Genomic DNA, 11343 nt, shown 5'->3' with positions numbered 1-11343 from the left:
TAAGATAAAGCGAAATATTATTAGCCATCCGGATGTCCAGACATAACATCGGGTTAGCGCTTGCTAAAATAAGGACAACTTCATGAGCAACACCGATATTCGCGTCGTGCCCGGCCCGGCGAACTACTTCTCTTACCCGGGAAGCCTTGCGCGCCTGGATGATTTCTTTACCCCGGAACAGCTTTCCCGAGCGGTGTGGATCTACGGCGAGCGGGCGATTGAGGGCGCGCGCCCTTATCTGCCGCAGAGTTTTACCGCGCCGGGGGCAAAACAGCTGCTGTTTAAGGGCCATTGCAGCGAGCGTGACGTCACCCATCTGGTGAACGAAGCGGGAAGCGAAGCCAGCGTGGTGATTGGCATCGGCGGCGGCGCGGTGATGGATACCGTCAAGGCCGTGGCGCGTCGTCTGGGCGTGCCGTTCGTCGGCATTCCCACCATCGCCGCCACCTGCGCAGCGTGGACGCCGCTCTCCGTCTGGTACAACGATGCCGGTCAGGCGCTACAGTTTGAGATTTTTGACGACGCCAACTTCCTGGTGCTGGTGGAGCCGCGGATCATCCTGAACGCCCCGGCGGAATATTTGCTGGCGGGCATCGGCGATACGCTGGCGAAGTGGTACGAGGCTGCGGTGCTCGCCCCGCAGCCTGAGAGTCTGCCGCTGACCGTGCGTCTCGGTCTCAACGGTGCGCTGGCGATCCGCGACGTGCTGCTGGAGCACAGCGAAGAGGCGCTTGCGGACCAGCAGCGCGGCGAGCTAACGCAGGCGTTCCGGGACGTGGTGGATGCCATTATTGCCGGCGGCGGGATGGTGGGCGGTCTGGGGGAGCGCTACACCCGCGTGGCGGCGGCGCACGCGGTGCACAACGGCTTGACCGTGCTGCCGCAGACAGAAAAATACCTGCACGGCACTAAGGTGGCCTACGGCATTCTGGTGCAGAGCGCCCTGCTCGGCCAGGACGACGTGCTGGCGCAGCTGGTGGCGGCGTACCAGCGTTTTAATCTGCCGACCCGGCTTCGCGAGCTGGACGTCGACATCAATAACCGCGACGAGCTGGATAGGTTCATCGCCCACACCCTGCGCCCGGTGGAGTCGATTCACTATTTACCCATTACGTTAACGCCTGAGGTTCTGCGCGCCGCGTTTGAGAAGGTGGAATCCTTCAACCATTAATCGCGCCGACGGGCTATACCTAATGATGATTCTCACCACTCTCGTAACGAGGTCATCATGCAGATCGATTTAACAGGTAAAAAGGCGCTGGTTACCGGCGCCAGTCGTGGGCTGGGCCGGGCGATTGCGCTGTCGCTGGCGCGCGCCGGTGCTGATGTGGTTATCACCTACGAAAAATCCGCCGATAAAGCCCAGGCGGTCGTCGATGAGATTAAGGCCCTGGGGCGGCACGGCGAGGCCATTCAGGCGGACAGCGCCAGCGCGCAGGCGATTCAGGATGCGGTCACGCAGGCGGCGCGCTCCCTTGGTGGACTGGATATTCTGGTCAATAACGCCGGCATTGCGCGCGGCGGCCCGCTGGAATCCATGACCCTGGCGGACATCGACGCCCTCATCAACGTCAATATCCGCGGCGTGGTGATCGCCATTCAGGAAGCGCTGGTGCACATGTCAGACGGCGGGCGCATCATCAACATAGGCAGCTGTCTGGCGAACCGCGTGGCACAGCCGGGGATTGCGGTCTACTCAATGACCAAATCTGCTCTTAACTCCCTGACCCGCGGTCTGGCCCGCGATCTTGGCCCACGCGGAATTACCGTGAACCTGGTGCACCCCGGCCCGACCAACAGCGACATGAACCCGGAAGACGGGGAACAGGCTGACTCACAGCGTCAGCTTATTGCTTTGGGTCATTACGGCCAGCCGGAAGACGTCGCGGCGGCGGTCACCTTCCTCGCCAGCCCGGCAGCCGGGCAAATATCCGGTACCGGTCTGGACGTGGACGGCGGTTTGAACGCCTGATCGCAATTTTCCTGCAAGCCTCTGTCGTCCGGCAGAGGCGTTTCCGAGCCGCCTCGACGGTTCGCGTTTTGCCGCTTTCTCCCGCTTTTTGTCCGCTCTACAGTACCCCATAAGAAATTCGGAATTTATCTAATAGTCTTATTATTTCCTTGTGTTTTGTGTGGGCGTACAGTGGAGGTACGGATGAAGATTGTGTGGTCAAAGAATGCAAAGAAAGAGCTTTCCAAAATTGATGGCCGATATCAGCGAAGAATCAAAGCAAAACTTGCTGAACTGGACGATCGTTCAGCTCCCCGGCCCGATATCAAAAAAATATCGGCGACAGAAAATCATTTCCGGCTACGCGTTGGCGAATACCGCATCCTGATTACACTTCGGGACAATCCCAATACCCATTGTTATGTTTTGGCCGTCAAGCGCAGAACATCAACAACTTACCTGCACGAGGAGAAAGCCACCTATGGCTGTTCAGCTAATTAAGGACGATAACGGAAAAACACAGTTCGTGGTCATGCCCTATCACGAATACTTTCGTATGTGCTTACAGATGGCAGAGATCGACGACGAAACCGATGAGGATCTGGAGGATATCGAAGTCGAACACGATTGCTATGATGACGTGGAATTACCCGGAGAAGTATGCGACGTCATGCATAACGAGAACGTCAGCCTACAGGCCGCGTGGCGCATTCTGCGCGGCATGTCCCAGCAGGAGGTGGCGGAAAAACTCGGCATCACCCAGTCCGCCGTGTCACAGCTTGAAGCGCTGGACTCCCGCCCGCAAAAGCGCACCCGCGAAAAGCTGGCGGCAATCTACGGCTGTAAACAGGAGCAGATCAGCCTCTATTTACCAAAAGAGGGTTAACAGCACTTCGCCCCGCCCTTGCCGCCGTAGCGGGCGTCCTGGCGGTCGCGGAAAAACGCTTCGTACGTCATTGGCGTCTGGTCCGGGTGGTTGACGCGCATATGCTCGACGTAGTTGTCGTAATCCGGCACGCCAATCATCATTTTGGCGGCCTGTCCCAGGTATTTACCTGCTTTGGAGAGGGTGTCGAACATCATTCTGGTCTCACTGAAAATGTAGGCCGGGTAAGCGCTAGCGCCACCCGGCACACAGGTTAATGCGCCCCTTTCGCCTGGGTCACAATCTCGTCCAGGTTTTCAGGCATGGGCTCGTACGGCGTCTCTTTCGCCGTCGGCGTGTCGACCTTCAGCGCCGCCAGCGCGGTTTTCAGAGAATACAACGCCAGCACCACAACCACCACCATAAAGAAGATAGTCAGCCCGGCATCCAGACGGTTGTTGAACACCAGCTGCGACAGTTGCGATTCGGTGTACTGCGCCGGTATCTTACCGCTGTCGATCATCGCCTGGAACTTGTTGGCGATGGCCAGGAAGCCCACCTTGTTGTCCGGGCTGAAGGCTTTTTGCCAGCCCGCCGTCAGGGTACAGATCAGCAGCCACGCGGTTGGCACCAGCGCCACCCACGCGTAACGCTGGCGCTTCATCTTGAACAGCACCACCGCGCAGAGCATCAGCGCCATACCCGCCAGCATCTGGTTGGCGATACCGAACAGCGGCCACAGGGTGTTGATCCCGCCCAGCGGATCGACCACGCCCTGATGCAGGAAGTAGCCCCACGCCAGCACGCACAGCGCCGTCGCCAGCAGGTTAGCCGGGAGCGAATCGGTCCGCTTCAGGTTTGGCGAGATCACCCCCAGCAGATCCTGGAGCATAAAGCGCGCCGCACGCGTACCCGCATCCACCGCCGTCAGGATAAACAGCGCCTCGAACAGAATGGCGAAGTGATACCAGAACGAGACGTCCATCAGCCCGCCCAGCGCGCCGTGCAGGATGTAGGCCATGCCCACCGCCAGCGTCGGCGCCCCGCCCGCGCGGGAGATAATTGACTGCTCGCCCACCTCATTGGCGATATGCGTCAGCGTTTCCGGGGTAATGGCAAAGCCCCAGCCGCTCACCACCTGCGCGGCAGAGGCGACCACGTCAACGGTGCCGGCCGGGGCCAGCACCGCCATCGGGCTGTTCATCGCAAAGTACACGCCCGGATCAATAATGCAGGCCGAGACCAGCGCCATAATCGCCACGAAGGACTCCATCAGCATGCCGCCGTAGCCAATCAGGCAGGCCTGATTCTCGTTGGCCAGCATCTTCGGCGTGGTCCCGGAGGCAATCAGGGCGTGGAAGCCGGACACCGCGCCGCAGGCGATGGTGATAAACAGGAACGGGAACAGGTTGCCGGTCCAGACCGGGCCGGTGCCGTCGATGAACTTGGTCAGCGCAGGCATGGTCAGGGTCGGGCGCATAATCAGAATGCCGATGGCCAGCCCGACGATAGTACCGATTTTCAGGAAGGTTGAGAGGTAATCGCGCGGGGCCAGCAGCAGCCACACCGGCAGCACCGCCGCCACAAAGCCGTAGCCTACCAGCATCCAGGTCAGCTGCACGCCGGTAAAGTCGAAGAACGGTGCCCAGGTCGGGCTTTCCGCCACCCAGCCGCCGGAGATAATCGCAAATACCAGGAATACCAGGCCAATGACAGAGACTTCACCAATGCGCCCGGGCCGCAGGTAGCGAATGTAGATCCCCATGAACAGCGCCAGTGGAATGGTAAAGGCGACGGTGTAGGTTCCCCACGGGCTGTGGGTCAGCGCTTTCACCACGATCATCGCCAGCACCGCGAGGATGATCACCATGATCATAAAGGTCGCCACCAGCGCGATGACCCCGGCGGTCGCGCCCATCTCCTCTTTCACCAGCTCGCCCAGCGAACGACCGTCGCGACGGGTGGAGACGAACAGCACCATAAAGTCCTGCACCGCGCCCGCCAGCACCACCCCCGCGAGGATCCAGATCATCCCCGGAAGGTAGCCCATCTGCGCCGCCAGCACCGGCCCCACCAGCGGGCCTGCACCAGCAATCGCCGCGAAATGGTGACCGAACAGCACTTTTTTATCGGTCGGCACGTAGTCCAGACCATCGTTGTGGCGAACGGCAGGCGTCATGCGCGTGCCGTCTACGCCCAGTACCGTCTTTGCGATATAGCGGCCATAAAAACGGTACGCGATGAGATAAATGCAGACGGAGGCGACGACGATCCAGAGCGCATTGATCTGCTCCCCCCGATTGAGGGCGATGTAGCCCAAGGCAAAGGCTCCCACAACGGAGAGCGCCGCCCACGTAAGGTATTTCCCTGAGTTGTTCATAGCTGTTATCCGTTGTTGTGAAACAGTGAGATGTTACATTTTGTTTCTAGAACAACGGATAAAATTTAACAACTTTGAAACGCAATAATGCGTGGTCAAACCAGAGATTTACACTACAGTGTTAAGCCGATCACTTTCAGCTGAATGACTTACCCCAGCACCATCGTGCTCAACCGACAGGTACAGCACCGCCGCCCCTGCTCGTCGAATACCACGATCTCCCAGCTCTGGCTGGAACGCCCCAGATGCAGCGGCTGACACACGCCGCGCACCTTGCCCTGCGACACCGCGCGGTGGTGCGTGGCGTTCAGCTCCGTGCCCACCACGTTCTGCCCGTCGCGGGTCATCAGAAAACCGGCCATTGAGCCCAGCGTTTCCGCCAGCGCCGCCGAGGCGCCGCCGTGCAGCAGGCCAAACGGCTGATGGGTACGCGCATCTACCGGCATCTCCGCTTCCAGCGTGTCGTCCCCGAGACGGGTATAGACGATGCCCAGGTGCGCCACCATCGTGTTCTGGCTGGTGGCGTTCAGCTCGTCGAGGGATAAATGACGTTTCCAGATCATCACGCCCCCAGCGTGGAGCCGCCGTCCACCACGATATCCTGCAAGGTAATATGGCTGGCGGCATCGGACGCAAGGAACAGCACGGTCGCGGCAATCTCCTGCGGACGGGCGATTTTGCCCAGCGGAATGCCAAGCTTGAACTGCTCGCCAAAGCCGCGAATGCGTTGCTGCTCCGCGTCGTCGCTTTTCCACAGGGTGCGCTGCATGTCGGTATCCGTGGAGCCGGGCGACACCAGGTTACAGCGCACGCCGCTGCCCGCCAGCTCCAGCCCGACGGTCAGCGCCAGGCTTTTCAGCGCCGCCTTCGACGCGCCGTAGGCACTCATGCCGATGCGCGGGGTGTGCGCCGCGTCGGAGGCCACGGTCACTATCGCCCCGCCCTGTTGACGGTGGAACTGGCCCATCGTCTGCTGAAACAGGTTAAACGCGCCGCCGACGTTAACCGCGAAGGTCTGCTGCCAGTCCTCCAGCGAGAGCTCGTCCGTCGCGCCCATGCGCAGAATCCCCGCCGCGTTAACCAGCACGTCGAGGCGCTCAAGGGTGCCGAGTAAACGTCCGCAGACGTCGCCCACCTGCGCCGCATCCGCCACGTCCAGCGTTTCGGTGGCAAACGGATAATCGTCCTGCGGAAAGGCCAGATCGAACCCGGTCACCCGCGCACCCGCCTCCACAAAGGCCAGCGCGGTCGCATAGCCAATACCTTTACCCGCGCCCGTTACCCAAACCGTTTTACCGGTAAAATCGAACCCGGCCATCACTTCACCTCACGGGAGAGCAGCGCCCACCAGGCGTCGAGGGTCGGATTTTTCGCCAGCATCACGAAGTCGATGTCGCCGTGCACCTTCCGCCAGCGGGCGGCCAGCGCCATCATGCGCACTGAATCCAGACCGTAGTCGATCAGGTTTTCGTCATCCATCGGCTCGTCGGACTCGTCCAGCAGCGGCAGGATCAGCTCACGCAGCGCGGCTTTCGTTGCCGGAACGGACGGCAGCAGCTCGTCGGTCATCACCACGCGGCCCGAACGTCCTGCCACGTATTTCAGCGACATCAGGTGCTCGTCACGGGTGAAGTCCGCCAGCGCATCGGCGATAAAGAACGGCTTGATATCGCGCATAAAGGCGTCGGTGGCGGTGGTCATGCAGCCGATGTGGGCATACACGCCGGTAATCAGCAGCTGGTTGCGGCCGGTCTCTTTCAGCATCTGCTCCAGCGGCGAGCGGTGAAATGCGCTGTAGCGCCACTTCACCAGCACGGTGTCCGCTTCGTCCGGCGCCAGTTCAGCCACGATGCGCTGCTGCTCCGGCGAGCGGGTCAGCCCCGGCCCCCACATGTCGTTCAGCAGGGCACGGTCTTCATCGCTCTGCTCTTTCGGCTGCGCGGTGTAGTACACCGGGATATTGTGTTCTTTGCAGTACGCGCGCAGTTTTGCGATGTTCGCCACCACCTGCTGCATCATGTCGCTATTTTCGCCCCAGAAGTTCAGGAAATACTCCTGCATATCGTGGATCAGCAGCGCGGCGCGCTCCGGCTCAAACGCCCAGTTCACCTTGTTGGTCGGCAGCTCTGCGGCGGTTGGCAGCGCGTAAGCGGTTAATTTTGGAATGGCCATTCTCTGTTCCTCAGCCCCGGGCGCGTTCAGCAAGCCACAGGCGCAACTGTTTCTTATCAACTTTGCCGACCGGCGTGAGCGGAAGCGCATCCACGCTCTCCACGCGGTCCGGCAGCTTAAATTCGGCAACGCCCTGCTCGCGCAGGAAGCGGCGCACCTCAACCGCGCGCAGGGGTTGTTTCACCACCAGATACGCACAGCTTTTTTCGCCCAGCAGGCTGTCCTCCATGCTCACCAGCGCGGCGTGGATCACCGCTTCGTGGCGCAGCAGCAGGTTTTCAATCTCTTCGGCGGCAATCTTTTCGCCACCGCGGTTGATCTGATCTTTCTCGCGCCCCTGCACGGTGATGTACCCCTGCTCGTCGATGGCGATCAGATCGCCGGAGCAGTAAAAACCGTTGGCATCAAAGGCGCTGGCGTTGTGCTCCGGGCTGTTGAAGTAGCCGCGGAAGGTGTACGGGCCGCGCGTCATCAAACGTCCGACTTCCCCGCGCGGGAGCGGATTGCCGTCCTCGTCCGCCACCCACACCTCGTCATCAGGGCACATTGGGCGGCCCTGAGTGTTGATGATGCGTTCCGGCGCATCGTCGAGGGCGGTGTAGTTCACCAGCCCCTCCGCCATGCCAAACACCTGTTGCAGCTGGCAGCCGATTTCCGCCGGGATACGCGCTGCGAGCGTGGCGGAGAGCCGTGCGCCGCCTACCTGGAGCAGCTTCAGCGACGCAAGCTGGGCGTTGCCCGCCCCTTCAGCAATCGCCTGCAACCACAGGCTGACCGCCGGCGGTACCAGCGAGGTCACGTTAACCTGATGCTGTTCAATCAGCGGGAAGCAGAGCGTGGCGCTCGGATCGTTCGCCAGCACCACGCAACCGCCCGCCGTGAACACACCTAACGATCCTGGCGAGCTCATGGCGTAGTTGTGCGCTGCGGGAAGCGCGTTCAGATAGCGGGTCTGCGCAGTGATACCGCAGATTTCGTTGCTGCGACGGATGCTGTAGTCGTAGTCGTTATGCGTACGCGGGATCAGCTTCGGCGTGCCGGTGCTGCCGCCGGAGAGCTGGAAGAACGCCACTTCGTCGGCGGGCGTCGGGTTAGGGATAAAATTATCCGCCGGACGGGCAATCGCCGCTTCCAGCGCGCGATCGCCCCGATCGCCACGCAGCAGTACCCCGCGCACCGAGCGATGCTCGTCGATAAACGTATTGAGAAATTCGTCGTCCGCGAACAGGGCGTGGTCGCGATCGGCAATCAGCACGGCGGGTTTGATCTGCACCGCGTAGGCGTTCAGTTCGCTGCGTTGATGGCTAAAGAGCGCGTTGACCGGCGCGACGCCAATTTGCAGCAGCGCAAAGAAAGTGATGTAAAACTCGGCCACGTTGCCGAGCTGCACCAGTGCGGTCTCACCGCGATGCAGCCCCTGCGACTGGAGGGCAGACGCCAGATTCGTCACAGCCTCATTAAACGCGCGGTAGGTGATGTGGCGATCGCCGTCGATAATCGCGACCGCATCGCTTTGCGCATGGTCCGTCAGGATGTGGGTCAGGGGCAGATCCTGCCAGTAGCCTTTTTCACGGTAGCGGCGGGCAAAATCCTCAGGCCAGCGGGTAAAAGGGATGGTCATGGGTATTCCTTAGTGCAAACCAAACACGTTAAGCATGGTGGAGAGCTTCACGCCCGTCTCGCGCCACTCGCCCACCGGGGAGGAAGCAGGCACAATGCCCGCGCCGGCAAACAGGCGAACGGTATTTTGATGCAGCCGCGCGCAGCGGATGGTCACCACCCACTCGCCGTTGCCTTCGCTGTCGCACCAGCCAACGATGCCGCCGAACAGTTCGCGGTCGAAGGGCTCCAGCTCGGCAATCAGTTCTTTTGCCGCCTGATGCGGGAAACCGCTCAGGGCCGGGGTCGGGTGCAGCAGGCAGGCGAGCGTCAGGGCGTTTTCGTTTTCACGCGCCTCGCCTTCTACTGGCGTCGCCAGGTGCCACAGCGTCGGGGTGGTGATGAGCTGCGGGGAAGCCGGCATGCTCAGTTGATGGCTGCGCGGTTCCAGAATGGTTTTCATCGCCTGGGTGACCAGGTCGTGTTCGTGACGATCTTTTTCAGAGGCCAGCAGCTTATTGCCCGCCTCGCGATCCAACACATCATCCGGCTGACGCCGCGCGGAGCCTGCCAGCGGCAGGGAGCTAAAGTGCGCGCCCTCTTTGCGCAGCAGCAGCTCCGGGCTGGCGCCCAGCAGCACGCCGCCATCTTCCAGCGGCACGTGGAAGTTAAAGCTCGCCGGGTTCTGGGCGATCAAACGCTCCATCAGCGCACCGCTATCAATGGTTTTGTCGGTAGCGATATCAATCAGGCGCGACAGCACCACCTTATTCACCTGCGGCGTGGCGGTGAGCGACGCGGCGCGGGCGACCATCTCCTCGAAAACCGGCTGCGGTGGGATCTCGGTGCGTTGTTGCACGTTCAGCGTCTGTGCGCCGGAGGCGTAGCGTGCAGTCTGCTGACGCGCAGGACGAGAGAAGGTCTGCCAACGCTGCGGAATAAACAGCGACGACGGTTTGCGGGTATCGAAGGGGATCGCCCCTACCATTACCGGATGGGCAATGCCGCTGTTTTTCGCATTTCTGAAAGACTGAGCCAGTTTTTGCTGAAAGGCCCCCGCCGGATCGTCACCGCCGACGGCGGGTTCAGAAAAACGGGCAAAACAGCCGGACGTGGTAAAACTGCGGTAAGGCGACATAAAGAAAAAGCTGTCTGATTGCAGCGTGGTCGCGGTGTGCTGAACTTCCTCAGCCAGGGACGTGTCCATATCATCCTCCTTAAAATGATAAAAGAAGCAATAATGATTATCATTTATATTTTCGTCGGCTAACCTAATCCCACAGCGCGCCGCTGTCAACCGTCGGGCCATTAACTTGTGCGACAAACGCTTGCATCCCTTCCCGGCAACCATGAAAATGAGAAGCATTATCTTCAATAAAAACAGGATGCCGCTCTGTGAAAATCGCTGCCGTTTGCCGCAATGCCCTTCTTCTGACAGGACTTTTTGTTTTAGGACTAACCTCAGCCGCCGCCGACGACTGGCCGCGCCAGGTCACCGACAGCCGCGGCGTGCACACGCTTGAGAGCAAGCCGACGCGCATTGTCTCCACCAGCGTGACCTTAACCGGCTCCCTGCTGGCCATTGACGCGCCGGTCATTGCCAGCGGAGCGACCACGCCCAACAACCGCGTGGCGGATGCGCAGGGGTTCCTGCGCCAGTGGGGCGATATCGCGAAACAGCGCAAAGTTGCCCGGCTGTATATCGGCGAGCCAAGCGCCGAAGCGGTGGCCGCCCAGATGCCGGACCTGATTCTAATCAGCGCCACCGGCGGGGATTCCGCGCTGGCGCTCTACGATCAGCTCTCCGCCATCGCCCCGACGCTTATCATCAATTACGACGACAAAAGCTGGCAGGAACTGCTGACCCAGCTGGGCACGATGACCGGGCATGAAAAACAGGCCGCTGAACGCATCGCCGCATTCGACAAACAGCTCGGGCAGGTAAAACAGCAGATGAAACTGCCGCCGCAGCCGGTGAATGCCATCGTCTACACCGCCGCTGCGCACACGGCGAACCTGTGGACGACAGAATCGGCGCAGGGCAAGCTGTTACACCAGCTGGGCTTTACGCTGGCGACGTTACCCGATGGGCTGCACACCTCAAAAAGCCAGGGCAAGCGTCACGACATTATTCAGCTGGGTGGAGAAAACCTGGCGACGGGGCTGAACGGCGAAGGGCTGTTCGTGTTTGCCGGCGACGAGAAAGACGTGAATGCGATTTACGCCAACCCGCTGCTGGCGCATTTACCGTCGGTGAAAAACAAGCGCGTCTGGGCGCTGGGAACGGAGACGTTCCGCCTGGATTATTACAGCGCGATGTTGGTGTTACAGCGTTTAGATTCAATTTTTAAATAAGTGGCACATTCCCCGTAGGCC

12 protein-coding genes are annotated in these 11343 nt (G+C 60.6%); 5 read left to right on the top strand and 7 right to left on the bottom strand.

Translation table 11 applies throughout. The annotated features are described in order from the left end of the window. Nucleotides 1–82 precede the first annotated feature (82 nt). The 4 genes from E0L16_RS01410 (at nucleotide 83) to E0L16_RS01395 (ending at nucleotide 2837) form a co-directional block, all read left to right on the top strand. Nucleotides 83–1171, top strand: coding sequence for an oxidoreductase (locus E0L16_RS01410; protein ID WP_131636148.1), 1089 nt, complete (start codon nucleotides 83–85; stop codon nucleotides 1169–1171). Between the two features lie 57 nt (nucleotides 1172–1228). After that, nucleotides 1229–1972 (top strand): SDR family NAD(P)-dependent oxidoreductase, encoded by a 744-nt coding sequence (locus E0L16_RS01405; protein ID WP_112792634.1) that lies wholly within the window; start codon nucleotides 1229–1231, stop codon nucleotides 1970–1972. A gap of 183 nt (nucleotides 1973–2155) precedes the next feature. Next, the gene (locus E0L16_RS01400; protein ID WP_063866047.1) at nucleotides 2156–2452 is read left to right on the top strand and encodes a type II toxin-antitoxin system RelE family toxin; all 297 of its coding nucleotides are present in this window, start codon (nucleotides 2156–2158) and stop codon (nucleotides 2450–2452) included. Continuing rightward, nucleotides 2433–2837, top strand: coding sequence for a helix-turn-helix domain-containing protein (locus tag E0L16_RS01395; protein ID WP_063866046.1), 405 nt, complete (start codon nucleotides 2433–2435; stop codon nucleotides 2835–2837). Before E0L16_RS01400 ends, E0L16_RS01395 begins: the two co-directional genes overlap by 20 nt. Here the strand turns inward: E0L16_RS01395 and E0L16_RS01390 are convergent. The 7 genes from E0L16_RS01390 to entC all read right to left on the bottom strand — a co-directional run bounded on the left by E0L16_RS01390 (nucleotide 2834) and on the right by entC (nucleotide 10174). Beyond that, a complete protein-coding gene (locus E0L16_RS01390) occupies nucleotides 2834–3031 on the bottom strand; it encodes a YbdD/YjiX family protein (protein ID WP_014169079.1) in 198 nt (65 codons plus the stop codon). The genes E0L16_RS01395 and E0L16_RS01390 overlap by 4 nt on opposite strands. 59 nt (nucleotides 3032–3090) lie before the next feature. Next, nucleotides 3091–5196 (bottom strand): pyruvate/proton symporter CstA, encoded by a 2106-nt coding sequence (cstA, locus tag E0L16_RS01385; protein WP_063449408.1) that lies wholly within the window; start codon nucleotides 5194–5196, stop codon nucleotides 3091–3093. Between the two features lie 149 nt (nucleotides 5197–5345). After that, nucleotides 5346–5759, bottom strand: coding sequence for a proofreading thioesterase EntH (entH, locus tag E0L16_RS01380; RefSeq protein ID WP_063866045.1), 414 nt, complete (start codon nucleotides 5757–5759; stop codon nucleotides 5346–5348). Next, nucleotides 5759–6514: a 2,3-dihydro-2,3-dihydroxybenzoate dehydrogenase EntA gene (gene entA / locus E0L16_RS01375; RefSeq protein ID WP_131636147.1), complete on the bottom strand. Its 756-nt coding sequence runs from the start codon at nucleotides 6512–6514 to the stop codon at nucleotides 5759–5761. Before entA ends, entH begins: the two co-directional genes overlap by 1 nt. Then, nucleotides 6514–7368 carry an isochorismatase gene (locus tag E0L16_RS01370; RefSeq protein ID WP_112792637.1) on the bottom strand — a complete coding sequence of 285 codons (855 nt, stop codon included), beginning with the start codon at nucleotides 7366–7368 and terminating at the stop codon, nucleotides 6514–6516. The genes entA and E0L16_RS01370 overlap by 1 nt, the downstream gene beginning before the upstream one ends. Before the next feature lie 10 nt (nucleotides 7369–7378). Then, complete coding sequence (gene entE / locus E0L16_RS01365; protein WP_131636146.1) at nucleotides 7379–8989, bottom strand: (2,3-dihydroxybenzoyl)adenylate synthase EntE; 1611 nt, start codon at nucleotides 8987–8989, stop codon at nucleotides 7379–7381. 9 nt (nucleotides 8990–8998) lie between these two features. Then, the gene (gene entC, locus E0L16_RS01360) at nucleotides 8999–10174 is read right to left on the bottom strand and encodes an isochorismate synthase EntC (protein ID WP_131636145.1); all 1176 of its coding nucleotides are present in this window, start codon (nucleotides 10172–10174) and stop codon (nucleotides 8999–9001) included. A 188-nt stretch (nucleotides 10175–10362) separates the two neighbouring features. Between entC and fepB the strand changes: the two genes are divergently transcribed. Further along, nucleotides 10363–11322 (top strand): Fe2+-enterobactin ABC transporter substrate-binding protein, encoded by a 960-nt coding sequence (fepB, locus tag E0L16_RS01355; RefSeq protein ID WP_131636144.1) that lies wholly within the window; start codon nucleotides 10363–10365, stop codon nucleotides 11320–11322. The last annotated feature ends 21 nt before the right edge of the window (nucleotides 11323–11343 follow it).

Origin of the sequence: Enterobacter quasihormaechei (genome assembly GCF_004331385.1) — a bacterium.
Classification (GTDB): domain Bacteria; phylum Pseudomonadota; class Gammaproteobacteria; order Enterobacterales; family Enterobacteriaceae; genus Enterobacter; species Enterobacter quasihormaechei.
Note: the sequence above shows the minus strand (reverse complement) of the source record. Positions and strands in the feature narration are given on the sequence as shown.

Coding starts and splice junctions, on each gene's coding strand:
- E0L16_RS01395 (WP_063866046.1), top strand. CDS start 2,433: ATGGCTGTTCAGCTAATTAAGGACGATAACGGAAAAACACAGTTCGTG.
- entE (WP_131636146.1), bottom strand. CDS start 8,989: ATGACCATCCCTTTTACCCGCTGGCCTGAGGATTTTGCCCGCCGCTAC.
- E0L16_RS01400 (WP_063866047.1), top strand. CDS start 2,156: ATGAAGATTGTGTGGTCAAAGAATGCAAAGAAAGAGCTTTCCAAAATT.
- entA (WP_131636147.1), bottom strand. CDS start 6,514: ATGGCCGGGTTCGATTTTACCGGTAAAACGGTTTGGGTAACGGGCGCG.
- E0L16_RS01405 (WP_112792634.1), top strand. CDS start 1,229: ATGCAGATCGATTTAACAGGTAAAAAGGCGCTGGTTACCGGCGCCAGT.
- entH (WP_063866045.1), bottom strand. CDS start 5,759: ATGATCTGGAAACGTCATTTATCCCTCGACGAGCTGAACGCCACCAGC.
- cstA (WP_063449408.1), bottom strand. CDS start 5,196: ATGAACAACTCAGGGAAATACCTTACGTGGGCGGCGCTCTCCGTTGTG.
- E0L16_RS01390 (WP_014169079.1), bottom strand. CDS start 3,031: ATGTTCGACACCCTCTCCAAAGCAGGTAAATACCTGGGACAGGCCGCC.
- E0L16_RS01370 (WP_112792637.1), bottom strand. CDS start 7,368: ATGGCCATTCCAAAATTAACCGCTTACGCGCTGCCAACCGCCGCAGAG.
- E0L16_RS01410 (WP_131636148.1), top strand. CDS start 83: ATGAGCAACACCGATATTCGCGTCGTGCCCGGCCCGGCGAACTACTTC.
- entC (WP_131636145.1), bottom strand. CDS start 10,174: ATGGACACGTCCCTGGCTGAGGAAGTTCAGCACACCGCGACCACGCTG.